The sequence below is a fragment of the Heliomarina baculiformis genome, assembly GCF_019966545.1.
In the GTDB taxonomy this organism is placed as follows: domain Bacteria; phylum Pseudomonadota; class Alphaproteobacteria; order Rhodobacterales; family Rhodobacteraceae; genus Heliomarina; species Heliomarina baculiformis.
This window is the reverse complement of sequence record NZ_JAIMIC010000001.1, coordinates 473,882-498,214: the sequence shown is the minus strand read 5'-3', so window position 1 is coordinate 498,214 and position 24,333 is coordinate 473,882. Positions and strand designations below refer to the sequence as shown.

At 62.5% G+C, this 24,333-nt stretch carries 22 protein-coding genes; 14 read left to right on the top strand and 8 right to left on the bottom strand.

Translation table 11 applies throughout. From position 1 onward, the window contains the following. The first annotated feature begins 216 nt into the window (after positions 1-216). The 10 genes from murB to MF268_RS02355 all read left to right on the top strand — a co-directional run bounded on the left by murB (position 217) and on the right by MF268_RS02355 (position 13,516). The gene (murB, locus tag MF268_RS02400) at positions 217-1,140 is read left to right on the top strand and encodes a UDP-N-acetylmuramate dehydrogenase (protein ID WP_238369306.1); all 924 of its coding nucleotides are present in this window, start codon (positions 217-219) and stop codon (positions 1,138-1,140) included. Positions 1,141-1,252: 112 nt separating this feature from the next. Further along, positions 1,253-2,173 carry a D-alanine--D-alanine ligase gene (locus tag MF268_RS02395; RefSeq protein WP_238369305.1) on the top strand — a complete coding sequence of 307 codons (921 nt, stop codon included), beginning with the start codon at positions 1,253-1,255 and terminating at the stop codon, positions 2,171-2,173. Beyond that, the gene (locus MF268_RS02390) at positions 2,161-3,081 is read left to right on the top strand and encodes a cell division protein FtsQ/DivIB (RefSeq protein ID WP_238369304.1); all 921 of its coding nucleotides are present in this window, start codon (positions 2,161-2,163) and stop codon (positions 3,079-3,081) included. Before MF268_RS02395 ends, MF268_RS02390 begins: the two co-directional genes overlap by 13 nt. Positions 3,082-3,111: 30 nt before the next feature. Next, on the top strand, positions 3,112-4,446 hold the full coding sequence (gene ftsA, locus MF268_RS02385; protein WP_238369303.1) for a cell division protein FtsA: 1,335 nt from the start codon (positions 3,112-3,114) through the stop codon (positions 4,444-4,446). Between the two features lie 422 nt (positions 4,447-4,868). Beyond that, positions 4,869-6,497, top strand: a complete 1,629-nt coding sequence (gene ftsZ / locus MF268_RS02380; protein WP_238369302.1) for a cell division protein FtsZ — start codon at positions 4,869-4,871, stop codon at positions 6,495-6,497. Positions 6,498-6,714: 217 nt separating this feature from the next. Beyond that, complete coding sequence (lpxC, locus tag MF268_RS02375; protein ID WP_238369301.1) at positions 6,715-7,635, top strand: UDP-3-O-acyl-N-acetylglucosamine deacetylase; 921 nt, start codon at positions 6,715-6,717, stop codon at positions 7,633-7,635. Positions 7,636-7,766: 131 nt separating this feature from the next. Then, positions 7,767-8,612: an outer membrane protein assembly factor BamD gene (locus tag MF268_RS02370; RefSeq protein WP_238369300.1), complete on the top strand. Its 846-nt coding sequence runs from the start codon at positions 7,767-7,769 to the stop codon at positions 8,610-8,612. A gap of 36 nt (positions 8,613-8,648) precedes the next feature. Continuing rightward, entirely contained in the window at positions 8,649-10,298 is a 1,650-nt protein-coding gene (recN, locus tag MF268_RS02365; RefSeq protein WP_238369299.1) for a DNA repair protein RecN, read from the top strand. Between the two features lie 6 nt (positions 10,299-10,304). Beyond that, positions 10,305-11,771: a pyridoxal phosphate-dependent decarboxylase family protein gene (locus MF268_RS02360; protein WP_238369298.1), complete on the top strand. Its 1,467-nt coding sequence runs from the start codon at positions 10,305-10,307 to the stop codon at positions 11,769-11,771. A gap of 59 nt (positions 11,772-11,830) precedes the next feature. Then, positions 11,831-13,516 carry a chloride channel protein gene (locus MF268_RS02355; protein ID WP_238369297.1) on the top strand — a complete coding sequence of 562 codons (1,686 nt, stop codon included), beginning with the start codon at positions 11,831-11,833 and terminating at the stop codon, positions 13,514-13,516. 7 nt (positions 13,517-13,523) lie between these two features. On the opposite strand, the gene MF268_RS02350 is transcribed toward MF268_RS02355, so the two are convergent. The 7 genes from MF268_RS02350 to MF268_RS02320 all read right to left on the bottom strand — a co-directional run bounded on the left by MF268_RS02350 (position 13,524) and on the right by MF268_RS02320 (position 20,190). After that, positions 13,524-13,868 (bottom strand): DUF427 domain-containing protein, encoded by a 345-nt coding sequence (locus MF268_RS02350; RefSeq protein WP_238369296.1) that lies wholly within the window; start codon positions 13,866-13,868, stop codon positions 13,524-13,526. A 55-nt stretch (positions 13,869-13,923) separates the two neighbouring features. Beyond that, positions 13,924-15,714: an aminopeptidase P family protein gene (locus tag MF268_RS02345; protein ID WP_238369295.1), complete on the bottom strand. Its 1,791-nt coding sequence runs from the start codon at positions 15,712-15,714 to the stop codon at positions 13,924-13,926. Between the two features lie 195 nt (positions 15,715-15,909). Continuing rightward, on the bottom strand, positions 15,910-17,787 hold the full coding sequence (cobT, locus tag MF268_RS02340; RefSeq protein ID WP_238369294.1) for a cobaltochelatase subunit CobT: 1,878 nt from the start codon (positions 17,785-17,787) through the stop codon (positions 15,910-15,912). A 93-nt stretch (positions 17,788-17,880) separates the two neighbouring features. Further along, complete coding sequence (locus tag MF268_RS02335; RefSeq protein ID WP_238369293.1) at positions 17,881-18,288, bottom strand: hypothetical protein; 408 nt, start codon at positions 18,286-18,288, stop codon at positions 17,881-17,883. A 96-nt stretch (positions 18,289-18,384) separates the two neighbouring features. Further along, positions 18,385-18,810: a hypothetical protein gene (locus MF268_RS02330; protein WP_238369292.1), complete on the bottom strand. Its 426-nt coding sequence runs from the start codon at positions 18,808-18,810 to the stop codon at positions 18,385-18,387. Between the two features lie 134 nt (positions 18,811-18,944). After that, entirely contained in the window at positions 18,945-19,931 is a 987-nt protein-coding gene (gene cobS / locus MF268_RS02325; protein WP_238369291.1) for a cobaltochelatase subunit CobS, read from the bottom strand. Between the two features lie 16 nt (positions 19,932-19,947). Further along, entirely contained in the window at positions 19,948-20,190 is a 243-nt protein-coding gene (locus MF268_RS02320; RefSeq protein ID WP_238369290.1) for a hypothetical protein, read from the bottom strand. A gap of 11 nt (positions 20,191-20,201) precedes the next feature. Here MF268_RS02320 and MF268_RS02315 point away from each other — a divergent pair, with 11 nt between their 5' ends. The 4 genes from MF268_RS02315 to MF268_RS02300 all read left to right on the top strand — a co-directional run bounded on the left by MF268_RS02315 (position 20,202) and on the right by MF268_RS02300 (position 23,539). After that, positions 20,202-20,765 (top strand): fasciclin domain-containing protein, encoded by a 564-nt coding sequence (locus MF268_RS02315; protein WP_238369289.1) that lies wholly within the window; start codon positions 20,202-20,204, stop codon positions 20,763-20,765. Between the two features lie 229 nt (positions 20,766-20,994). Continuing rightward, positions 20,995-22,413: a cytochrome ubiquinol oxidase subunit I gene (locus tag MF268_RS02310; protein ID WP_238369288.1), complete on the top strand. Its 1,419-nt coding sequence runs from the start codon at positions 20,995-20,997 to the stop codon at positions 22,411-22,413. Continuing rightward, the gene (gene cydB, locus MF268_RS02305; RefSeq protein WP_420485404.1) at positions 22,410-23,441 is read left to right on the top strand and encodes a cytochrome d ubiquinol oxidase subunit II; all 1,032 of its coding nucleotides are present in this window, start codon (positions 22,410-22,412) and stop codon (positions 23,439-23,441) included. Before MF268_RS02310 ends, cydB begins: the two co-directional genes overlap by 4 nt. Next, positions 23,441-23,539 (top strand): DUF2474 family protein, encoded by a 99-nt coding sequence (locus MF268_RS02300; RefSeq protein WP_088633316.1) that lies wholly within the window; start codon positions 23,441-23,443, stop codon positions 23,537-23,539. The genes cydB and MF268_RS02300 overlap by 1 nt, the downstream gene beginning before the upstream one ends. A gap of 97 nt (positions 23,540-23,636) precedes the next feature. Here MF268_RS02300 and MF268_RS02295 read toward each other — a convergent pair whose 3' ends face one another. Beyond that, entirely contained in the window at positions 23,637-24,173 is a 537-nt protein-coding gene (locus MF268_RS02295; protein WP_238369287.1) for a hypothetical protein, read from the bottom strand. Positions 24,174-24,333: the final 160 nt, after the last annotated feature.

Sequence of the window (24,333 nt, the reverse complement as noted above, 5' to 3'; positions counted from 1 at the left end):
CAGAAGAAGCCAAAGTCTGATGCAGACTATGACGCTTCTTTGCTAGCCCGCCCTTCTTTGGGTCCAAAATATCCCGGGGAGTCGCCCGCAGGGCGGCGGGGCAGAGCCCCTTCCGACACCAGCCTCATACGGCAAGACATGGCACAGCTCCCACTGGCAATTCTGCGCCCATCCGTTGTAGGGAAGCCTCAACCGATCCGAAGTGAAAGATCCGCCTTGTCCGCTCCCGACCTGCCGGCCCCCCGAGGGACCCTGACCTCGAACCGTTCGCTCTCCGACCTGACATGGCTGCGCGTCGGCGGGCCGGTCGACTGGCTGTTCCAGCCCGCCGATGCCGAGGATCTGGCCGACTTCCTCGCGCAGCTCGATCCCGCGATCCCGGTATTCCCGATGGGCGTCGGGTCCAATCTGATCGTGAGGGACGGCGGTTTGCGGGGCGTGGTGATCCGGCTGGGGCGTGGCTTCAACGGGATCGGGATCGACGGGCAGACCGTCACCGCAGGCGCGGCGGCGCTCGATGCGCATGTGGCGCGCAAGGCGGCGGATCAGGGTGTGGATCTGACCTTTCTTCGCACCATCCCCGGCTCCATCGGCGGCGCGATGCGCATGAACGCGGGCTGCTACGGGCGCTACATGGCGGATGTTCTGGTCTCGGCCACGGCCATCACCCGTGAGGGGCAGATCGTGACCCTGGCGCCCGAGGACTTCTCCTTTGGCTATCGCCATTCCACCCTTCCGGCTGGCGCGGTGCTGATATCGGCCAAGCTCAGGGGCGAGGCCGGTGAACCCGAAGAACTACACGCGCTGATGCAGGAGCAGCTTGATCGCCGTGATGCCTCGCAACCCACCAAGGATCGCTCTGCCGGGTCAACCTTTCGCAACCCGGCCGGTTTTTCCTCGACGGGCCGTGCGGATGATAGCCATGAACTCAAGGCATGGAAGGTCATCGACGACGCCGGTCTGCGCGGTGCCCGGCTTGGCGGGGCGCAGATGAGCGAAAAACACCCGAATTTCCTGATCAACACGGGTAACGCGACAGCCGCGGATCTCGAATCACTTGGCGAAGACGTGCGAAAAAAGGTTTACGAGTCCAGTGGCATAACGCTAGAGTGGGAAATCATGCGGATCGGTGATCCGTAAGCATTCCCTTCCTCGGCGCGTCCATAAAATCAGGCAGAAATCCGGGCGCGTCACAGCAGGAAACTAACCGAAAGGGTCAATATAGGCCCGCGGAACATTGAGGCACTTCACGTTGGGTCAGTCGAGCAGGACACCCCGGAAAGTGGCGGTATTGATGGGCGGACACTCGGCCGAGCGCGAGGTGTCCCTGTCCTCGGGGCGCGAATGCGCTACCGCACTTAGGGGCGAAGGATACGAGGTCGTCGAGATCGACGCGGGGCCGGATCTAGCCGCGCGGCTGATCGAGGTCGCCCCCGATGTCGTCTTCAACGCGCTGCACGGGCGCTGGGGCGAAGACGGCTGCGTGCAGGGCATACTCGAGTGGCTGCGCATTCCCTATACCCATTCCGGCGTGCTGGCTTCGGCGCTGGCGATGGACAAGCAGCGCTCCAAGGCGGCTTTCGCCAATGCGGGCCTGCCAGTCGTCCATTCGGTGATCGAGGAAAAGGCCGCCGTGATGCAGCGGCACGTGATCGAGCCGCCCTACGTGGTAAAGCCGAACAGCGAAGGCTCCTCGGTCGGGATCTATTTCGTGCACGAGGCCGCCAACGGTCCGCCGCAGCTCGACGATCACATTCCCGATCAGGTGATGGTTGAAACCTATGCGCCGGGGCGCGAGATGACGACAACGGTGATGGGCGATCAGGCCCTGACTGTCACCGATATTTTGACCGACGGCTGGTACGATTACGATGCCAAGTACAAGCCGGGCGGGTCGCGCCATGTGGTGCCTGCCGAGATCCCGCAGAAGATCTTTGACCTCTGCCTCGACTACGCGCTGCGCGCGCATCAGGCGCTGGGGTGCCGAGGTGTTTCTAGAACCGATTTCCGCTGGGATGAAACACGGGGTGCCGAAGGTCTCATTTTGCTCGAAGTGAATACCCAGCCGGGCATGACGCCGACATCGCTCAGCCCCGAACAGGCCGAAATCGCGGGCCATTCCTTCGGAGCGCTCTGCCGCTGGCTGGTCGAGGATGCCTCATGCGACAGATAATGCGTCCGAAACAGGTTCGCCGCCAGCGCAGCGACCCGGCACCCTCGCGGCTCAGCTACCGAATTCAGCGATGGATGCTGACCCCCGGCATTCGCATGGCGCTGCGCGTTGGCATCCCCTTCGTGCTCGTTTTTGCCATCGTTTCCGCTTATCTGGCCGATGCGGACCGCCGCGCCGCGATCCAGACCACCATCGCCGATATCCGCACCAGCATCGAGGAACGCCCCGAGTTCATGGTCTCACTGATGGCCATTGACGGGGCAGGGCCGGCGCTGGCTGACGATATCCGCGCCGTTTTCCCTATCGATTTCCCGATCTCTTCCTTCGATCTCGACATTGAAACCATGCGCGACACGATTGCCGGGCTGGACCCGGTGAAATCGGCCATCGTGCGCATCCGTCCGGGGGGCGTGCTGCAGGTGGACGTGGTCGAACGCCAGCCGGTGGTGATCTGGCGGTCACGCAAGGGGCTGGCTCTGCTGGATGAAACCGGCACCTTCATCAACACGCTGACAAGCCGTACTGAGCGGCCCGACCTGCCGCTGATCCTGGGCAAAGGCGCGAACCAGAACGTGGCCGAGGCGCTGTCCCTGTTCCAGGCGGCTAAGCCGCTTGGCGATAGGATGCGCGGGATCGTCCGGATCGGGGAAAGACGCTGGGATGTCGCGCTTGACCGCGATCAGGCCATCATGTTGCCCGCGCAACAGCCGGTTTCGGCACTGCAACGGGTCATCGCGCTCAGCGAGGCACAGGACATGCTGTCGCGTGACGTGGCCGTGGTGGATATGCGCATCGGTGCGCGTCCCACGCTGCGCATGACACCCGAGGCGGTCAAGGACTGGTGGCATATCAGGGAAATTAACGGGCGCGAACGTGAACGGCGGATCGCAGAGACAGGCGGGCATTAAGACCCCAATAAAAGAGACGGGCAGTATTCGATGATTGATCTTTACCAATCCCAACGGGCGATGCGGCAGATGCGCCAGCAGGCACTGCAACGCGGTGTCATTGCGATTCTCGACGTCGGCAGTTCTAAGATCGCCTGCCTGGTCCTGCGGTTCGACGGGACGAGCAAGCTGTCGGACGACAATTCCATCGGCGCTCTCGCTGGGCAGTCGGGATTCCGCGTGGTGGGGGCGGCGACGACACGCTCGCGCGGGGTGCAGTTCGGCGAAATCACCGCGATGCAGGAAACCGAACGCGCCATTCGTACGGCGCTTCAGGCCGCCCAGAAAATGGCTGAGTTGCGCGTCGATCACGTTATCGCCTGTTTCTCGGGCGCCAACCCGCGGTCCTACGGTCTGGATGCCGAGGTCGAACTCGAAGGCAATGTGGTTACCGAGAACGAAGTCGCCCGCGTACTCGCCGCCTGCGACGTGCCGGAGTACGGGGCAGGGCGGGAAGTGCTGCACGCCCAGCCAGTAAATTTCGCGCTCGATAACCGCACCGGTTTGAACGACCCGCGCGGCCAGCTGGGCCAGTCGTTGACCGTTGACATGCATATGCTGACGGTGGATGGCGATGCGATCCAGAACCTCGTCCATTGCATCAAACGCTGCGACCTCGAACTGGCGGGAATTGCCAACTCTGCCTATGTCGCTGGGATTTCGGCGCTGGTCGAGGACGAACAAGAACTGGGTGCGGCCTGTGTCGATATGGGCGGCGGGTCCACCTCGGTGTCGATCTTCCTCAAGAAACATATGATCTACGCCGATTGCGTGCGTATGGGCGGCGATCATGTTACGCAGGATATCTCGATGGGGCTGGGCGTGCCGATGGCGAATGCCGAGCGCATCAAGACCTTTTACGGCGGCGTCCACGCAACCGGCATGGATGACCGCGAGATGATCGAGATCGGAGGCGATACCGGCGACTACGAACACGACCGGCGCCGTGTCAGCCGTGCCGAACTGATCGGCATCATGCGCCCCCGGGTCGAAGAGATCCTCGAAGAAGTCCGCGCGCGCCTCGATGCGGCCGGTTTCAGCCATTTGCCAAGCCAGCAGATCGTCCTCACCGGGGGCGGCAGCCAGACGCCGGGTCTGGATGGCCTAGCGACCCGCATCCTTGGCCAGCAGGTGCGGCTTGGCCGTCCGCTTCGCGTTCATGGCCTGCCGCAATCGGCCACGGGGCCGGGGTTCGCCTCGGCGGTCGGGCTCGCGCTCTTTGCTGCCCATCCGCAGGACGAATGGTGGGATTTCGAGATTCCGGTCGACCGCTATGCCGGGCGCTCAATCAAGCGCGCCGTGAAATGGTTCCGCGATAACTGGTAAAAGCCGGGTTAAGCCGTGGGCGGAAAAGCGGAATTTTTCATCCTGACAACCCGGTTTTCCGTCGAATCACAGTGACCGCCCTAACGGGATCTGCTAGTCTTATCGAAAGGTCCAAAGAGACCAATAGGTTGGCCGAGCAGTCATCCTGACATCCATAGGTTGCGCCGTTGCGACGGTGTTCTGATTCTTCATCTGCACCCGCTGGGTCGCTGATCCTGTTGTGGCGCTTGCGTAACAGCCCGCAACATCTTGGAGTGTTGGCAAAATACCGCCTGCTCAACCGGCTGGTAACCCATATTTTGTATGATTCACCGTTTTTGAGGTGACGTCGGGGGTGCTTCGCGATATTGTTCTTCTAAATATAGCTGTCCGGCAGAGGCGGCACGCGATTTGAACCGATAATGACAGGCGGAAAACAGGATATGACTTTGAATCTCTCGATGCCCGGACAGGAAGATCTGAAACCCCGTATTACCGTCTTTGGTGTGGGCGGCGCGGGAGGCAATGCCGTCAACAACATGATCGAAAAGCAGCTCGACGGGGTCGAGTTCGTGGTCGCTAACACCGACGCGCAGGCGCTTCAGCAAAGCGCCGCGACCGCCCGCATCCAGATGGGCGTGAAGGTCACCGAAGGTCTGGGTGCAGGCGCACGTGCCACCGTTGGCGCCGCTGCTGCCGAAGAAAGCATCGAGGAAATCGTCGACCATCTCGCCGGGGCGCATATGTGCTTCATCACGGCTGGTATGGGAGGTGGCACCGGAACGGGGGCCGCGCCGATCATCGCTCAGGCCGCCCGTGAACTGGGCGTGCTGACCGTTGGTGTCGTGACCAAGCCCTTCCAGTTCGAAGGTGCCAAGCGGATGCGTCAGGCCGAAGACGGCGTCGAAGCGCTGCAAAAGATGGTCGACACGCTGATCATCATCCCGAACCAGAACCTGTTCCGCCTTGCCAACGAAAAGACCACCTTCACCGAGGCCTTCTCGATGGCCGATGATGTGCTCTACCAAGGCGTCAAGGGCGTGACCGACCTGATGGTCCGTCCGGGTCTCATCAACCTCGACTTTGCCGACGTCCGCGCCGTGATGGACGAAATGGGCAAGGCGATGATGGGTACGGGCGAAGCCGAGGGCGAAGATCGCGCCATCCAGGCCGCCGAAAAGGCCATCGCTAACCCGCTGCTCGACGAAATCTCGCTACGCGGGGCCAAGGGTGTTCTCATCAACATCACCGGTAGCCACGACCTGACCCTGTTCGAACTGGACGAAGCCGCGAACCGCATCCGCGAAGAGGTGGATCCGGACGCAAACATCATCGTCGGCTCCACGCTGGACACCGCGATGGAAGGCATCATGCGCGTCAGCGTTGTCGCCACCGGCATCGACGCGACCGAGGTTTCCGAGGTTCCGGTGCCGCGCCGTTCTATGTCGCAGCCGCTGAAAAAGACCGTCAGCACCGAAGAGCCCGTCGAAGCCGAGCCGCAGGTCGCAGCCGAGGTCGTCGAAGAGCCGACCCTCTTCGAAGCACCCCGTGCCGTGGAAGCGCCCGCGCCGGTCGAAGCGCCCGAGACTGTGCATCAGGAAGTCGCCGCTCAGGAAGACGACGGTCTGCCGCCGCCGGCCTATCGCCCCGCCATGCCGGCTTTCCAGCCGCGCAATGACATGATGGACGAAGACGACAGCACGCCGGACACCTTCGTCGCGCCCCGCGCACCGGCCCCCGGTACCCCGTCGCCGGAAGCGCTGCAGCGCCTTCAGGCCGCAGCCGCCGCGCAACGCCCGGCCGCAGACCAGCAGGCCCCTCAGCGTACACCCGATCTGAACGAGCGCGTCGCCGCCGCTGCCGAGCGCAAGGGCTTTGGTATCAACTCCCTGATCAACCGGATGACCGGTCACGCCGGGGACACGCCGCAACAGCCGGAACGCAACATCAAACCGGTGCGTCAGCAGCCTTCGATGAACACGAGAGAAACCGCCGCACGGGCCGAACAAGAGCCTGACAATGATCAGGAACGGATCGAAATTCCGGCTTTCCTGCGTCGCCAGGCAAATTAATTTCGTAACATATAATAAATCAAAGGTCGCCTATGTGGCGGCCTTTTTCTTTTTTAATCAGTTACTTGGCAGACTTATGGCGGTGTTTTGCCTGTTTGTTACAGAGATGTTTCAATCGGTTGCAAAGATTGAGTTGAGACCAACAGGCCCTGCACTTAGTTGATTGTACAACCCCGGACAGCAGCTCCGGCAAGAAAAAGCACTCACGAGGTCTGTTGTGCAGAATACGTTGAAAACATCGATAGTCTTCGAAGGTGTGGGACTGCACACCGGTGAAACCATTCGCATGGTTCTGCGTCCGGCATCCGCAGGTCACGGCATCTGGTTCCGCCGCACCGACATCCAGCTAGGCAACGTCATGATCCCGGCCCTATGGGACATGGTAGAACGATCTCCCCTATGTACCAAGCTGGTTAACGAATCCGGTGTTTCGGTTTCCACCGTAGAGCACGTGATGGCCGCGCTGGCTGGCTGCGGTATTCATAACGCCCTGATCGAAATCGACGGCCCCGAAGTGCCGATCCTAGATGGTTCCTCCGCTCCCTTCGTGCGCGGTATCATGGCCCGCGGTGTCCGCCGCCTTGCCGCGCCGGTTCTGGCATTCCAGGTCCTCAAGGAAGTCACCGTCGAAAAGGATGGCGCCAAGGCGACGCTGCTGCCTTGCGACAATTTCGAAATCGAATTCCATATCGACTTTGCCGACGCCGCGATCGGCCGTCAGAGCAAGACGCTCGACATGCACAATGGCACCTTTGCCCGTGAACTCTGCGACAGCCGCACCTTCTGCCGTCAGGCCGATGTGGACGCGATGCACGCGAACGGTCTGGCCCTCGGCGGCACGCTCGACAACGCTGTCGTCGTCGATGGCGAAGATGTGCTCAGCCCGGGCGGTTTCCGCTACGAGGACGAAGCCGTGCGTCACAAGATGCTGGACGCGCTCGGGGATCTCTCTCTCGCGGGCGGTCCGATTTTTGGCCACTATGTTGGCGAACGTGCAGGTCATTCGCTGACCAACACGCTGCTGCGCGCGCTTTTCCAGACGCCCGGCGCTGTCCGCACGGTTCTCTGTGACGAAGAACAATCTGCCCGTTTGCCGGGGCAGGGGCTTGTTCTGGCAGAGATCCCGAACGTCGCCTGAAGCCGCCCCGTCGCGCAGATGGTGTTGACCTCTCCCTGCAGGATGACCATAACCCGTTTTGAACGGGAAATTAATGTGCTAGACCCAACCCGCACCGGGTGGGCCGGTCGTGAGTACAAGGGTGGTTTTGCATGAAGTATGGCAGGTCACGGGCCGGAATAGCAGGCGCGGTTCTCATGGCGCTGCTTCTGGCCGGATGCGGCGGCGGAGGGGCGGCAGATCGGACACGGTCGCTGGAAGCCTTCACACCGGATCAGATCTACGAACGCGGCGAATACGAACTCTCGCAGAACCGGACAGGTGACGCGGCCTATTATTTCTCGGAAATCGAACGCCTCTACCCCTATTCAAGCTGGGCGGAACGCGCGCTGATCATGCAGGCCTATGCGTTGCATGAGGGCCGCAACTACGCCGAAAGCCGTGCCGCCGCACAGCGCTACCTCGATTTCTACCCCGCCGAGGAAGATGCCGCCTATGCGCAATATCTCCTCGCCCTCAGCTATTACGACCAGATCGACGAAGTTGGCCGCGATCAGGGGCTGACCTTTCAGGCGCTGCAGGCCCTGCGCGGCGTGATCGAGCAGTATCCCGACAGCGAATATGCCACGGCCGCCGTTCTGAAATTCGATCTCGCCTTCGACCATCTCGCGGGCAAGGAAATGGAAGTCGGTCGTTACTATCTCAAGCGTAAACACTATGCGGCTGCGATCACCCGTTTCCGCGTGGTTGTCGAGGATTTCCAGACCACGACGCATACGGCCGAGGCGCTGCACCGTCTGGTCGAGGCTTATCTCTCGCTTGGTCTTGATGCCGAGGCACAGACCGCCGGTGCCATTCTTGGCTATAACTACAAGTCCACCGAATGGTACGAGGCAAGCTATCGTCTGCTGACCGGCAGAGGGCTTGAGATGACAGCGCGTGGCGACAACTGGCTGGCCAGTATCTATCGCCAGTCGATCAAGGGCGAATGGCTCTGAACCGGGGGAACGTGACCCTCCCGATGGATCTCTTACATGCTCCGCGCCCTTGATATCCGCGACATCCTTATCATCGACCATCTGGAAATCGCTTTCCAGCCGGGTCTCAACGTCCTGACCGGTGAAACCGGCGCGGGTAAATCGATTCTGCTCGACAGTCTTGGCTTTGTGCTGGGCTGGCGCGGCCGGGCCGAGCTTGTCCGGCAAGGGGCGGAGCAGGGCGAGGTGACCGCCGTCTTCGAATTGCCCAAGGTGCATCCCGCACGCCATGTGCTGCATGATGTCGGCCTGCCGGTCGAGGACGAGTTGATCCTGCGCCGGGTCAACACCTCAGAGGGGCGCAAGACCGCGTGGATCAACGACCGTCGCGTCTCGGGCGAGGTTCTGCGACGTCTGTCCGATACGCTGGTCGAACTGCACGGTCAGCACGACGACCGTGGCCTGTTGAACCCCCGCGGCCACCGTGATCTGCTGGATGAATTCGCCGGTGTCGAAGACGAACGCCGCGCCACCCGTCAGGCATGGGCCGCCGCACGCGAAGCGCGCCGTGTCGTTGCCGACACCGAGGCCGCGCTTCAGGCCGTGCGCGAGGAGGAGGAGTTCCTCCGTCACGCGGTGGCCGAACTGGACGCGCTGTCACCCGAGGCGGGCGAAGACGGTGATCTCGACACCCGCCGCCGCCAGATGCAGGCGGCCGAGAAGATCCGCACCGACATCACCCGCGCAAATGCCCTGATGGGCGAACAGGGGGCCGAAGCCGCGCTCTCCGAGGCGCTGCGCTGGCTCGACGCGGTCGCTGAACATGCCAATGGCACGCTGGACGCCCCGCTTGCCGCGTTGAACCGCGCGATGATCGAACTTTCCGAGGCGCAGTCGGGCGTCGAGGCCAGTCTCGAAACGCTCGATTTCGACCCGACCGAACTGGAACAGGTCGAAGAACGCCTGTTCGCAATCCGCGCCCTTGCCCGCAAACATAACGAAGCACCGGATGATCTGGCGGAATTCGGTGACAAGCTGCGGGCGAAACTGGCCGCGCTCGATGCGGGCGATGCCGATCTCGCAACGCAGAAGAAAGCCCTGAAACAGGCCGAGGCCGATTACGCACAGGCCGCGCAGAAACTTTCCAACGCGCGGCGCGAAGCAGCCGGCCGGCTCGATACAGCGATCATGGCCGAGCTTGCCCCGCTCAAGATGGAGCGCGCAGTCTTTGCCACCGAAATCACCCCGGGCGAAGCCGGGCCAGACGGGACCGACGCGGTGGCCTTTACCGTCGCCACCAACCCAGGCGCGCCCTCCGGTCCGCTCAACAAGATCGCATCGGGCGGCGAACTCAGCCGCTTCCTGCTTGCGCTCAAGGTCTGCCTGACCGGCACCAACGCGGGCGTGACGATGATCTTCGACGAAATCGACCGGGGCGTCGGGGGCGCGACCGCCGACGCGGTGGGCCGCCGTCTCGCCGCGCTGGCTGACAAGGGGCAGGTGCTGGTCGTGACCCACTCGCCGCAGGTCGCCGCCCGTGGCGCGCATCACTGGCGCGTCATGAAACAGGTGGCCGAGGATGTGACCCTCTCCACCGTCATCCCGGTCGCGAAAGCCGACCGCGTCGATGAAATCGCGCGCATGCTGGCGGGCGACACAATCACCAAGGAAGCCCGTGCCGCCGCCAAGGCATTGCTGCAAGGATAGGACCGCATGACCGACCCGCATGAAACGTCGCTCGATCCCGAAGACTGGGAGGCGTTTCGCAAGCGGGCCCATGACATGCTCGACGCGGCGCTGGATCGCATGCAGACCACCCGCGACGGCCCGGTCTGGCGCGCCCCCGATGACGCGCTGAAGGCGGCTTTTCAGGCCGAACTGCCGACAAAGGGCAGGGGAGGCGACGCGGTTGCCGGTCAGATGACCGATCTGCTCCCCTACGGGGTCGGCAACACGCATCCCCGCTTTTTCGGTTGGGTCCACGGATCGGGCACACCATCGCAGGTGATCGCGGAAATGGCGGCGGTGGCGATGAACGCCAACCTCGGCGGGCGCGACCACGGCGCGATGCATGTGGAAAAACAGGTGGTCGACTGGGTGCGCGGTCTTTTTGACTTCCCCGCCGATTCCAGTGGCCTGATTGTGTCGGGCACCTCGGTCGCGACGATCATCGCGATGAAGGCCGCCCGCGACCGAGCGCTCGATTTCGCCAGCCGGACGCAGGGCATCGGCGCGGCCCGACTGGTTGGATATACCTCGACCCAGACCCACGCCTGCGTCGCGCGGGCTTTTGACGTGCTTGGACTGGGCAGCGACGCCCTTCGCAAGATCCCGATCACCAAGAATTACCAGATCGACCTCGACGCCCTGCGCGAAGCCATCGCCACCGACCGGACCGCTGGTCTGATCCCTTTCGCGCTGATCGGCACCGCCGGAAGCGTTGATCTCGGCGCGACGGACGATCTTGAAGCGCTCGCCGATATCGCCGCCGCCGAAGACATATGGTTCCATGTGGACGGCGCATTCGGGGCGACGGGCATCCTGTCCGACACGGTGCGCCCCCGGCTCGCGGGGCTTTCCCGCGCCGACAGCCTTGCCTTTGATTTCCACAAATGGCTGCACGTGACTTATGACGCCGGTTTTGTCCTTCTCCGTTCGGAAGAAGCGCATCGCCGCGCCTTTTCCGACCGCCCCGCCTATCTGGTCGGGGCCGAGCGGGGGCTGGCCGCTGGCAACCCTTGGCCGGTGGAATACGGCCCCGAATTGTCGCGTGGCTTCCGCGCGCTCAAGATCTGGGCGCAACTGGCCGAGCATGGCACCGAGAAACTCGGCCAGATGATCTCGCAAAACTGCGCGCAGGCGGCCTATCTCGGCGATCTGGTTACAGGTGCATCCGACCTCGAATTGCTCGCCCCGGTCATGATGAACATTTGCTGTTTCAGGTACACGGGTAAGGGCGATCTGTCCGAACAGAACGCGCTGACCGACGAAATCGTGATCCAGCTTCAGCTTCAGGGCATCGCCGCGCCCTCGACCACGACGCTTGATGGCAAGCGGGCGATCCGGGTGAATATCACCAACCATCGCACCACCCGGGCCGATCTCGACCTGCTGATCCGTGAGGTTCGTCGCCTCGGCGCCGAGCTTTCAGGTAACAGCGGCGTAGCCAAGCCGGAATAACGGGTTCCCCACACTCTGCGGGTATTCTAGAGAGGGGGTAACCCGTCCCAGAGTCAGTAATGGCAGCACCCAAGCCCAACCCCGTATCCGAGCAGGTCTTACAGGTCATCAAGACCTGCCAGGCAGGCTGGACGGTTCTCAGACGGCGCGGCCCAAGCCAGATCCAGTTCTGGTTCATCGCCCTTGCTATCGGTATCGCCGCCGGTTTCGCCGCCGTTTTTTTCCGCAAGGGCATCAACAGCTTGCAGGCGGCTCTTTACGGGACCGAAGACGTGCACTTCCTGCACAGCTTTGCCGCTTCCCTGCCGTGGTACTGGATCCTCTGCCTGCCCATCGCGGGCGGGCTGGTCGTTGGACTGATCCTGCACTTTTTCACCCCCGACGGGCGGGTGCGCAGCGTGGCCGACGTGATCGAAGGTGCCGCGCTCAGCGACGGGCGGGTGGAACGCAGGGCAGGGGTCGCCTCGATGTTCGCCTCGCTCATCACCCTCAGTTCCGGCGGCTCCTCGGGACGCGAAGGTCCGGTCGTGCACATGGCAGGCGTGATTTCGACGAATGTCTGCCGCTATATCCATGCCGACGGCATTACCGGGCGTGACCTTTTGGGCTGCGCGGTGGCCGCCGCCGTTTCAGCCAGCTTCAACGCCCCCATCGCCGGGGCGCTCTTCGCTCTCGAGGTCGTGCTGCGCCATTTCGCGGTCCATGCCTTTGCGCCAATCGTGATCGCCTCGGTCGCCGGGACGGTCATCAACCGGATCGAATTCGGCGATGTGACCGAATTCGTACTCAACACCCCCGGGGCTCTGCAATTCTATGTGGAACTGCCCGCCTTCCTGATCCTCGGGCTGATCTGTGGCCTTGTCGCTGTTCTTGTGATGCATTCCGTGTTCTGGGCCGAAGACGTGGGCACCCGCATCCAGACAGCCATCAGCCTGCCGCGCTGGCTCCGCCCGGCGGCCTCTGGCGCGCTTCTGGGCGTGATGGCGATCTGGTTCCCGCATATCATCGGCGTCGGCTATGAAACCACCTACCGGGCGCTCTCCGGCAGCCTGCTGCTGGATCAGGCCATCATCTACGCGATGCTCAAGGCGGCGGCGCTTGCCATCACATTCGGCGGGCGCATGGGCGGCGGTATTTTCTCGCCCTCGCTGATGATCGGCGCGCTGACCGGCCTCGCCTTTGGCCTGATCGCCACGGCGACCCTGCCGGATGTCTCCGGCACGCATACGCTCTATGCCTTCGCCGGGATGGGTGCGGTGGCCGCTGCCGTGTTAGGCGCCCCTATCTCGACCACGCTCATCGTGTTCGAACTGACCGGCGACTGGCAGATCGGTCTGGCGGTGATGGTGTCGGTCTCCATGTCGACCGCGCTGGCCTCGCGCATCGTCGACAGGTCTTTTTTCCTCACCCAGCTCGAACGGCGCGGCATCCACCTTGCTGCCGGCCCGCAAGCCTACCTGCTGGCACAGCTCCGCGCCGGTTCGGTGATGCGCCCCACGGGCGACCGGCGCTCGCCTGATCCGGACACCTGCGCCCGGATGATCGAGGAACATCTCTATGTCGAAGGATCAGCCTCGCTAGAAGCTGCCATGCCGATTTTTGACAGTGCCGAGGTCGCCTTTCTCCCGGTCGTGACCCGCAACAGGGAAGGAGAGCTGGAACAGATCGGCGCGCTGTTCCATATCGACGCGCTCAAGGCCTATAACCGCGCCCTCGCGGCCACCGCCGCCGAGGAACACAGCTAAGCGGGTCTCAGAGCTGTTCGACCTTCACCATGTCGCTCTCGTAAAAGGCCAGATAGCCCCCGATGTCCGACACGGCATCCTTTGGCGTCTCATAGCTCCAGACCGCGTCCGGCACCGTCGAGGATTTGTTCACGATGGAAAAATAGGTCGCATCGCCCTTGTGCGGGCAATGGGTGGTCATGTCCGACCGATCAAGGAAAGCCATCGCGATATCTTCGCGCGGGAAATAGATCACCGGGTCATAGCCGTTCTCGATCAGCCGCAGGGCATTCACGGATTCACCAAGCACGGCCCCGCCCGAACGCACGCTCCACTTGCCCGCTGCCTTTTCGATCGTGATGTGATCCGCCATGATATGCCTCCTCGAATACCCGTCCGTCCTGCCCGCCGAACGTAACACCAAGGTGTCAGATCGGGGCAATCGCAGCATCCAACCACAGTTTTGCCTCCTTGCCCAGACGCGAGCCGATCTTTTCGGCCACCTGCCGGTGATAGGCGTTGATCCAAGCCCGCTCTTCCGCCGTCAGCATGTCGATGGCAATCAGGCGGCGATCGATGGGCACAAAGGTCAGGGTCCGCCAGTCAAGGAATTCCCGTTCCGGATCGCCGCCGGGCAGCGGTTCGGCCTCCTGTACCACGAGGAGGTTCTCGATCCTTATGCCAAAGGCCCCCTCACGGTAATAGCCCGGCTCGTTCGACAGGATCATCCCCGGCTCCAGCGGTATGGTGCTGGCGCGGCTCAGCCGTTGCGGGCCCTCGTGAACGCTCAGGTAAGCGCCGACTCCATGGCCAAGCCCGTGGTTGAAATCCTGTCCCGCGAGCCAGAGCGGCAGGCGTCCGATCGCTTCGATATCGCGCCCGGCCAGCCCCTTGGGCCAGCGCAGCCGCGACATGCCGATCATCCCCTGCAACACCCGGGTAAAGGCGGCGCGTTCCTCTTCGCCCGGCTCGCCGATGGCGATGGTGCGCGTGATATCGGTGGTGCCGTCCAGATATTGCCCGCCGCTGTCCAGCACCAGCAGATGCCCGTCCTCAAGACGCGCATCGGTCTCTTCGGTCACGCGGTAATGCATGATCGCGCCGTTCGGACCGGTGCCGGAAATCGTCTCGAAACTGATGTCCTGAAGCGCATTGTCCCGGCGGCGGCAGGTCTCAAGCTGCGTCACGACGTCGGTCTCTGTCAAAGTGCCCGGCGCCTGCGCATCGAGCCAGCTCAGCAGTTCGACCATCGCCACCGCATCGCGCAGATGCGCAGCCGCCGATCCCTCGATCTCGGCCTCGTTCTTACGCGCCTTGGGCAGGGCGCAAGGGTCGTCCCCCGCCACCGCCCTGTCGCCAAGCGCATCCGCCACGATCTGCGGCGCCGTGCCCTTGTCGATCCGCACCTTGCCTTCAAGCCGGGACAGATCGTCCAGAAACGCCTCCGGCTCGTGTTGCCGCACGCGATCGCCCAGTTCCTCGCGCACATCGCCCAGCTTGGCCGAGGCCATGTAAAGGTCGACCATGCCATCTGCATGCAGCACCGCGAACCCATGCGCCAGGGGATTGCGCTCCACGTCCGAGCCGCGGATGTTCAACAGCCACATGATCGAATCCGGCAAGGTGATCGCCGCCGCATCCTGCCCGGCCTCCGCCAGATCCTTGCCCAGTCGGTCATATTTGCGCGCCGCGCTCTCCCCGGCAAATTCCAGCGGGTGCAGCTTGACCGGATTCATCGGCGGGTCTGGCTGGTCTTCCCAGATCCGGTCGACGAGGTTGGCACTCTGCACCATCTCGATGCCGCTGCCCTTCAGCCCGGACTGCCAGCCCTCGACCTGCGCCACAGTATGCAGCCAGGGGTCAAAGCCGACCTTGCCACCCTCCGGCAGCTGCTCCTTCAGCCAGTCGACCAGCGACACATCGGGCCAGGGTACCGGGGTGAACACATTCGCCACCTGCGCCTTGACCTGCGTGCGATAGCGCCCGTCGATGAATACCCCGGCGACGTTGCGCAACGCCGCGCAGAACCCGGCCGAGCCGGTGAACCCCGAAAGCCAGGCCAGACGGGCATCGCGCGGGGCGACATATTCACCCTGATGCGCATCCGCACGCGGCACCAGAAACCCGTCGAGCCCCTCGCTCTCCATCGCATCCCGCAACGCAGCCAGACGCGGGGGGCCCTGTTCGGGTCGTGCGGTTAACTCGAATGTCTGAAACATAGGCCGATCTTTCTTTGGGTCATTCGTCCGTACCCAATCGCGAACCCGGCCGGGACGCAAGGCGCGATTTCACCGCATTCACGACGCCCTGAATGCGAATGCAATCATATCGCCCAACCACGCGAAACGACGCGCCGGCGAAACCCCCGCTGCTTCTTCTCGGTGCAAATACGGTCGCCGAAGGCAAGGCGAGCTCTAGCTCGCCTTTTTGATCCCCATCACCCGCGCCCGCGCGCGCGGGTCGCTGTCGAAAAGCGCGGCCAGCTGCTCGGTCATCGCCCCGGCCAGCTGCTCCACATCGGTGATCGTCACGGCGCGGTCGTAATAGCGCGTCACGTCATGGCCGATGCCGATCGCCAGCAGTTCCACAATCTTGCGTTTCTCGACCATGGCGATCACGTCGCGCAGGTGTTTTTCCAGGTAATTCGCCGGGTTCACCGACAGGGTCGAATCATCGACCGGCGCACCGTCGGAAATCACCATCAGGATCTTGCGCTGCTCGCGCCGTGCCAGCATGCGGCGATGCGCCCATTCCAGCGCCTCCCCGTCAATGTTCTCCTTGAGCAGACCTTCCTTCATCATCAGACCAAGGTTCGGCCGCGCGCGACGCCAGGGCGCATCCGCCCCCTTGTAGACGATATGGCGCAGATCATTCAGACGGCCCGGTTGCTGCGGGCGGCCATCGTTCAGCCATGCCTCGCGCGCCTGTCCGCCCTTCCACGCCCGCGTGGTAAAGCCAAGGATCTCGACCTTTACGTTGCAGCGTTCCAACGTCCGCGCCAGCACGTCGGCACAGATCGCGGCGATGGAAATCGGTCGCCCGCGCATCGAACCGGAATTGTCGAGAAGTAGCGTCACCACCGTATCGCGGAACTCGGTGTCCTTCTCGACTTTGAACGACAGCGGAGTCGTCGGGTTCGCCACCACCCGCGCCAGACGCCCCGCGTCAAGGATACCTTCCTCTCGGTCGAACTCCCAGCTCCGGTTCTGCTGTGCCTGCAAACGGCGCTGCAGCTTGTTCGCCAGCCGTGACACCGCGCCCTTCAGCGGGTCGAGCTGCTGGTCGAGATAGGCACGAAGCCGCTCCAGCTCGGCCGGTTCGGCAAGGTCCTCGGCGTCGACTTCTTCATCATGGGTCGACAGGTATACCTTGTAATTCGGATCGGCATCGCTGACCGGCGGCGGGGCAGGCGGCTCGAAGGGCGCATCGCCTTCGGGCATTTCCGCATCCTCGCCCATTTCCTCATCGGCGAGGTCGTCCATGCTGACCTGCGCATCCGCCTGGTCCTGCTGTTCGTCCTGCGAGCGTTCCGGATCGGCGGCGGTTTCCTGATCGTCGCTCTCGTCCTCGCCGGTGCTTTCCGGCTCCTGATCGTCTTCCTGATCCTCTTCGGCCTGGTCTTCCTGGTTGTCGTCCAGCTCGTCCGGGTCGTCGCCCAGCTGGTCGCCATAGCCCAGATCCTTGATCACCGCGCGGGTGAACTTGGCAAAAGCGGACTGGTCGTTGAGAACCTCGTTGATGACGTCAAGGCGCCCGCCGACCTGCTTTTCGATGTGATCGCGCCACAGCTCCATCACGTTATCCGCGCCCTTGGGCAGATCGCGCCCGGTGGCGAGGTTGCGCACAAGGTAACCGGCAGCAGCCGCCAGCGGCGCCTCGGCGGTCGAGGTCACCTGATCGTACCCGCGCCGCATAGCGTCATGGCCGATCTTGACGTCGATATTGCCTGCGGTCCCGGGCATGTCCCGCGCGCCCATCGCCTCGCAGCGGGCAGTCTCCATCGCCTCGTAAAGCTCGCGTGCCATGTCACCCGGCGGAGCATAGCGCGCATGGGTCTGGCCGTTATGATACTTGCGGTTCATCGCCAGCGAATCCGCCGTGCCCCGCGCCAGCAACACCTCGTCGCGGGTCATCCGGCGGGTGACCTGCGGCAGGCGCATCGCATCGCCCGACAGACCCGATGGATCGACGGAATAGCTGACGTTCAGCTCGGGGTCGTTGGCCATGACCTTGGTGGCCTCGGCCAGCGCCTTCTTGAACGGATCGGCGGGGTTGTCGGAATTCTGCGCCATGTCGGGGCCTTCGGTCGCTGCTCTTCAGGGCAACAACCTAAGACCATTCCCCGCCCTTGACCATAGAGACCGCGGGAAAATTCTGCACCCTGCCTAAAGCAAAAGCGCCCGGCAGGTGGCCAGCCGCGTTTCCAGAACGCTACGGGCCCGGTCCACCCGGCGCTGGTCGACGCTATAGTCCACATCGGCCAGCAGGTTCGCCATTTCGCTCCAGCCCGAGTTGCGCCAGCGATCCGATTGCGTGGCCTCGACGCCCTGCTGGATCGCATCCGGCAGCGTCGCATCAAGCAGCATGCTGAACTGGTCGCTGAGCCGCTCGATCTCCGGTGCCGAAGGGTCGTTCATCGCCCGTTGTCTGGTCGCAAGGGCCGACAGGCGGCCCGAGCACGTCGCAAAAATCTCTGCTCTTTCGACAGATTGAGAGGGGAGGGCCTTGGCCACGGAAACCGTGAACGCGGCAAGGGCCAACCCGTAAGTGAGATACGTTGCAAGCCTGTTCATGTAACAAGCCTATGACAAAAACCCTACCGGTCAATGAAGTATATACAAAAGATATCAAAAATATCTCTTGTAGATATATTCCTGCCGCGCCAGTGATCAGCCGGATTGTGACAGGGAGGAAGGCCCAAGCAACAGCCCCCGGCAGGCACCAATATCTCGTTCCACCCGGTTCTGCGCCCATCTCGTATAGGCCGGGTCCCGGCTGACCCTGATCCGGGTCAACAGGCTGGTAAAGGCGTGCTTGGACTGGATTCTTTGCGACATGGCGCGCCGTTTGTCTTCGGGCGGGGTAACCGCATCAAGCAAGGCGATCATCTGACGTTGCTGCCGCTTGGTTTCATCCGAGCGCTGCGGACCGGTCAGCCATTGATGCTGCATCAGCGCGGTGAAACGCCCGACACAGGTTGCGAACGCGAATTGCAGATCAGGAGACGTGTCCCGTTCGGGCGGGGCGCCACAAATACCAACGACAGGCAGGCCCAGCGCAAGAACCATGGCCCGCGAAAACGAAATATAGCCCATACCGAAAGACTGCGCGCGAAAGCGCGTTGGGTCAAACGGCAAGTAGGGCGCAATTTCCTCAAGAACGGTTCAAATTGAACGGACCGACCCGGCAGGCCCAAAAGAAAAGAGCCGGTCGAAACCGGCCTTGAAACTTAGCCCAGGCTGACGCTTGCCGCGCTTTCCGGTAATTCCTCGTCAAAGCAGCGCTGGTAGAACTCGGCCACTGTCTGGCGCTCCAACTCGTCGCATTTGTTGAGGAAGGACAGGCGGAAGGAATAGCCGACATCGCGGAAGATCTCGGCGTTCTGCGCCCATGTAATCACGGTGCGCGGGCTCATCACGGTCGAAAGGTCACCGTTCATAAAGGCCACGCGTGTGAGGTCGGCAAGATGCACCATCTGGCTTACCGTCTTGCGGCCCTTCTCGTTGTTGTAATGCGGCGCCTTGCTGAGGACGATGGCGACTTCGGCATCGTGGCTCAGGTAGTTCAGCGTCGCGACAAGCGACCAGCGGTCCATCTGCGCCTGGTTGATCTGCTGGGTCCCGTGGTACAGGCCCGTCGTATCGCCCAGACCCACCGTGTTCGAGGTGGCGAAGAGGCGGAAATACTTGTTCGGGGTGATGATCTCGTTCTGATCCAGCAGGGTCAGCTTGCCGTCATGTTCCAGAACGCGCTGGATCACGAACATCACGTCGGCGCGGCCCGCGTCGTATTCGTCAAAAACGATGGCAGTCGGGTTGCGCAGCGCCCAAGGCAGGATGCCTTCGTGGAATTCCGTCACCTGCTTGCCGTCGCGCAGCTTGATCGCGTCCTTGCCGATCAGGTCGATCCGGCTGATGTGGCTGTCGAGGTTCACACGAACCGTCGGCCAGTTCAGACGCGAGGCAACCTGTTCGATATGGGTCGATTTACCCGTACCGTGGTACCCCTGAACCATCACGCGGCGGTTATGGGAAAAACCAGCGAGGATCGCCAGCGTGGTTTCCGGGTCGAATTTATAGGTCGAGTCGATTTCCGGCACGCGGTCGGTACGATCGGCAAAGCCCTTGACGATCATGTTCGTGTCGATCCCGAACACTTCCTTTACCGAAATATCCTCGGTTGGCTTTGCATTGATATCGATTGCACCGTCGGCCATGAAATCAGTCCTTGTCTCATCTGTCCGGCAACCCAAGCCGAACGAAGCGTTCGTGCACCATATCAACAGCAAGGGCAAGGGGGGGCAGGCCTGCGGAAATGCGCCTTTTTACGGGCGTCGGTGGCCGGGTTCGACCGTCGCTTGGCGGCAGCGGCACGATATTTTTCTTTTTTTGCAAAGAATTTTCAGCCGCCTGAAACTTTCCGCCGAATTCCTCCGTATCAGCAGCATCTCCGGCAAACGCCGCATGATCAAACATTGGAGGAATTCATGAAACCGATTAAAACTCTTGCAACCGCCGCGCTGGTATCCGGTGTATCCATCCTTGGCCTCTCGGCCCAGGCCGCTGAAAATCCGATGGTCGGCGGCGCGCCCATGTACGCGGACAAGAACATCGTCGAAAACGCCGTGAACTCCGCGGATCACGAAACGCTGGTCGCGGCGGTCAAGGCTGCCGGTTTGGTCGAAACCCTGTCCGGTCCCGGTCCTTTTACCGTTTTCGCCCCAACCGATGACGCATTTGCGATGCTCAAGGCCGGCACCGTCGAAACCCTGCTTGAACCGCAGCACAAGGACCAGCTTGCCAAGATCCTCGCCTGCCACGTGGTTTCCGCCGATGCCATGTCGACCGCCATCAAGGGCATGATCGACGATGACGGCGGCGTCCACCCGGTCCCGACCGTCGGCGGCTGCACCCTTCAGGCCCGCTATGAGGGCGACAAGATCATGATCGAGGACGAACGTGGCCGCATGGCCAATGTGACGATTGCCGATGTCGACCAGTCCAACGGCGTGATCCACGTGATCGACCGGGTGCTTTTGCCCGCGGAATAAGCAAGACATTTGACGGTATTGTTGTCCGGTGGATCGCGAAAGTACCCCTTAGCTCTGAATCCGGACAGCACAGAAAGGTCGCCTTTGACAGGCGGCCTTTCGCTTTGTCGGCCTCGCCCGTCAACCGACAAGCGCCGGTTGCCGCGCGCATTGTCGCATGCGCTTGGGTCGCATCCCCTTCGTCCTATACTCTCATCTAAGAGGGAGGCGGTGGAAAAAGGGGTACCTTATGGAGCATGTTCTGGGCTTCGACGCGCTTTTGCTCGCGCGCATTCAATTCGGCTTTACGGTCGCGTTTCACTTTATCTTTCCCGCCTTCACGATCGGACTTGCCTCGTACCTCGCGGTACTGAACGCGCTCTGGCTCAAAACCGGGAACGAGCGGTTCCTCAGGCTCTTCCGCTACTGGATCAAGATCTTTGCCATTACCTTTGCCATGGGCGTCGTCTCGGGCATCGTGATGTCCTACCAGTTCGGCACCAACTGGTCGGTCTTCTCCGACAAGGCGGGGCCGGTGATCGGCCCGCTCATGGCTTACGAGGTGCTGACCGCCTTTTTCCTCGAGGCCGGTTTCCTCGGTATCATGCTCTTTGGCCGCGACCGGGTGGGCCCGGGCCTGCACATGTTCGCCTGCCTCATGGTCGCCGTCGGCACGGCGATCTCGGCCACGTGGATCCTTTCCGTGAACTCGTGGATGCAGACACCGCAGGGCCATATTATCGGTGAAAACGGCCAGTTCCTGCCCGAGGACTGGTGGGCGATCATCTTCAATCCGTCCTTCCCCTATCGTCTGGCGCACGCGCTGACCGCCGCCTACCTGACCACCGCGCTGGTGGTCGGCGGCGTTGCGGGCTGGCACTACCTGCGCGGCCACGGCCATAACCGGGGCGTGCGGATCATGTTCTCCATGGCGATGTGGATGGTCGCGGTGGTCGCGCCTTTGCAAATCTTTATCGGTGACCAGCACGGGCTGAACACGCTGGAACACCAGCCCGCCAAGGTCATGGCGATGGAGGGGCACTTTGAGAGCCACCCGGATGGCGCGCCGCTGATCCTCTTTGGCATCCCCGACCAGGACGCGCAGGAAATGCGCTATAGCATCGAAATCCCCAAGGCATCCTCGCTGATCCTCAAGCACGACCTGAACGCGCCGCTCGCCGGGCTCGATACGATCCCGCGCGAAAACCAGCCTCCCGTCGCTGTGGTCTTCTGGTCTTTCCGCGTGATGGTGGCGCTGGGTTTTGCGATGCTGGGCCTCGGCGTCTGGTCGCTGATCTCGCGCTGGCGCGGTATCCTGCATACAGATACATGGCTGCACCGCGCCGCACTGGTGATGGGGCCGACCGGCTTTATCGCCGTCACCGCTGGCTGGATCACGACCGAGGTCGGGCGCCAGCCCTTCACTGTCTACAACATCCTGCGCACGGCCGATTCCGTCGCGCCGCTTGATGCACCCGCCGTCGCGACTTCACTGGTCGCCTTTATCCTCGTCTATTTCGCGGTCTTCGGCTCGGGCGTCTATTTCCTGCTGCGCCTGATGGCCCATCCGCCGCATCAGGGCGAAACCGGCGTCGAACAGGAAGTCGGCCCCATGCGCGCCGCGGGCACCGTGCCCGGTACCGCTGATCCCCGGACAGGAGCGAAATGATGGAAAACCTCGGTATCAGTTTCGACCTCACCGTGGTCTGGGCGCTGATCCTTGCGCTGGCGATCTACATCTATGTGGTGCTTGACGGCTTCGACCTCGGGCTTGGCATCCTTTATCCGCTCTTTCGCGAGAAAAAGGAGCGCGACCTGATGATGAACTCGGTCGCCCCGGTCTGGGACGGCAACGAGACCTGGCTGGTCATGGGCGGCGGCGGGCTGATGGCGGCCTTTCCGCTGGCCTATGCGATCATCCTGCCTGCGCTCTATCCGCCGATCATTGCCATGCTGCTGGCGCTGATCTTTCGGGGCGTGGCGTTCGAATTTCGCTGGCGGACGGAAACCCGTCTCTCGCGCAAACTCTGGGACGGTGCCTTTATCGGCGGTTCCTTCATCGCGTCGATGGCGCAGGGCGTCATCCTCGGCGCGCTTTTGCAGGGGATCGAGGTCGAAGGCCGCGCCTATGCGGGCGGTTGGTGGGATTGGCTCACCCCGTTCACCATCCTGACCGGTCTGGCCGTGGTGGCAGGCTATGCCTTTCTTGGGGCCTGCTGGCTGAACCTCAAGCTCGAGGGCGAGATTCAGCACCGGGTGCGAAACATGGCACGGATCCTCGGGCTGGTCACCGTTGGTTTCATCGTGCTGGTCAGCCTCGCGACGCCCTTCCTGATCGGTATCTACTGGGCGAAATGGTTCACTTTCCCGCAGATCATCTTTACCGCACCGGTGCCCATCGCCGTCGCCGTCATCGCCATTGCGCTGGCACGCAGCCTGATCGGCCATGGCCGCGACTGGCTGCCTTTCGTGCTGGCGCTGGCGCTGTTCGGTCTCTGCTTCCTCGGGCTCGGTATCTCGATCTGGCCGCATATCATCCCGCCCAGCGTGACCCTGTGGGAGGCCGCCGCCCCCGAGAAAAGCCAGTGGTTCATGCTGGTTGGCGCAATCGTCCTGATCCCGATGATCCTGGCCTATACCGGTTTTGCCTACTGGGTGTTTCGCGGCAAGCTCGACCCGGAACAGGGCTATCACTGATGTGGTGGAAACGGACCGGCTGGTTCCTGCTGCTCTGGCTTGGCGGTGTCGCCTGCGTCGGGGTCGTCGCCTACGCGATCCGGCTGGTGCTGCTGTAAACAAAGAAACCGGCGACTGCCGAGGGGACAGTCGCCGGTCAGTTTCGTCAGCAGAGGCAGCCGGGGCACTGGCTTTATCTGCGTGACGGATCTCAGATCATTTCGCCTTGGCCGACTTGGGCTCGGCGTTTGCTGGGGTCGGCGATTTGATCTGGGCTTCTGCCACGCCGCTCGGGCTCAGCAGGGATACGGCATAAGATTTGCTCGACTCTCCGGCCGAGGCAGCGACGGGCGCGATATTGCTTAGAAGCGACTGCGTCCTGGCTTCGTCCACCACCCGCTGCGCCGCCTGACGGGCAAGCTCCAGCGCATCCGGCTTGGCGTCTTCGGCAGCTTTCGCTTGTGCATTGCCGCTTGCCGACTTGGTCGTTGACGCAGCAGGTTTTCCGTTTCCGGACGATGCCTGCGCTGATCCGCCGTTGCTGGTCTCGGTCTCCGAAGAGGTCACGGATACGGCCTGCGCGCTGTTGGCGTTGCTCGTCTGCGTTGCGGACTCGTTCTGGGTGCCGCCTGAAGCGGCCGAGGTTTCCTCGGTCTCGGCATCGGTGTTGGGGGAAAAATTGTTATTCGCATTATTGTTGTTCGACGCAGGAGGCGTCGAATTCGACGATCCGAATAGTCCGGACAGAAGCATGTAAAAACCCTTATACAGTTAACCTTAACGGCTTCTTCCCCGCTCCACTGCATAAGGATCAGGGCGAAACTGTGATCGCTTTAGGGTAAATTTGATGGCTAAATTCCGCTGCCGGATCAGTTGGACAGGATTCCGGTTTTTGTCCTTAAAGCGTGGTTAA

Coding starts and splice junctions, on each gene's coding strand:
- cobT (WP_238369294.1), bottom strand. CDS start 17,787: ATGGCGCAGAATTCCGACAACCCCGCCGATCCGTTCAAGAAGGCGCTG.
- MF268_RS02370 (WP_238369300.1), top strand. CDS start 7,767: ATGAAGTATGGCAGGTCACGGGCCGGAATAGCAGGCGCGGTTCTCATG.
- MF268_RS02390 (WP_238369304.1), top strand. CDS start 2,161: ATGCGACAGATAATGCGTCCGAAACAGGTTCGCCGCCAGCGCAGCGAC.
- ftsA (WP_238369303.1), top strand. CDS start 3,112: ATGATTGATCTTTACCAATCCCAACGGGCGATGCGGCAGATGCGCCAG.
- cobS (WP_238369291.1), bottom strand. CDS start 19,931: ATGGCCGACGGTGCAATCGATATCAATGCAAAGCCAACCGAGGATATT.
- cydB (WP_420485404.1), top strand. CDS start 22,410: ATGATGGAAAACCTCGGTATCAGTTTCGACCTCACCGTGGTCTGGGCG.
- MF268_RS02310 (WP_238369288.1), top strand. CDS start 20,995: ATGGAGCATGTTCTGGGCTTCGACGCGCTTTTGCTCGCGCGCATTCAA.
- MF268_RS02345 (WP_238369295.1), bottom strand. CDS start 15,714: ATGTTTCAGACATTCGAGTTAACCGCACGACCCGAACAGGGCCCCCCG.
- MF268_RS02360 (WP_238369298.1), top strand. CDS start 10,305: ATGACCGACCCGCATGAAACGTCGCTCGATCCCGAAGACTGGGAGGCG.
- MF268_RS02335 (WP_238369293.1), bottom strand. CDS start 18,288: ATGAACAGGCTTGCAACGTATCTCACTTACGGGTTGGCCCTTGCCGCG.
- MF268_RS02350 (WP_238369296.1), bottom strand. CDS start 13,868: ATGGCGGATCACATCACGATCGAAAAGGCAGCGGGCAAGTGGAGCGTG.
- MF268_RS02320 (WP_238369290.1), bottom strand. CDS start 20,190: ATGTTTGATCATGCGGCGTTTGCCGGAGATGCTGCTGATACGGAGGAA.
- recN (WP_238369299.1), top strand. CDS start 8,649: ATGCTCCGCGCCCTTGATATCCGCGACATCCTTATCATCGACCATCTG.
- MF268_RS02300 (WP_088633316.1), top strand. CDS start 23,441: ATGTGGTGGAAACGGACCGGCTGGTTCCTGCTGCTCTGGCTTGGCGGT.
- MF268_RS02355 (WP_238369297.1), top strand. CDS start 11,831: ATGGCAGCACCCAAGCCCAACCCCGTATCCGAGCAGGTCTTACAGGTC.
- MF268_RS02295 (WP_238369287.1), bottom strand. CDS start 24,173: ATGCTTCTGTCCGGACTATTCGGATCGTCGAATTCGACGCCTCCTGCG.
- MF268_RS02315 (WP_238369289.1), top strand. CDS start 20,202: ATGAAACCGATTAAAACTCTTGCAACCGCCGCGCTGGTATCCGGTGTA.
- ftsZ (WP_238369302.1), top strand. CDS start 4,869: ATGACTTTGAATCTCTCGATGCCCGGACAGGAAGATCTGAAACCCCGT.
- MF268_RS02330 (WP_238369292.1), bottom strand. CDS start 18,810: ATGGGCTATATTTCGTTTTCGCGGGCCATGGTTCTTGCGCTGGGCCTG.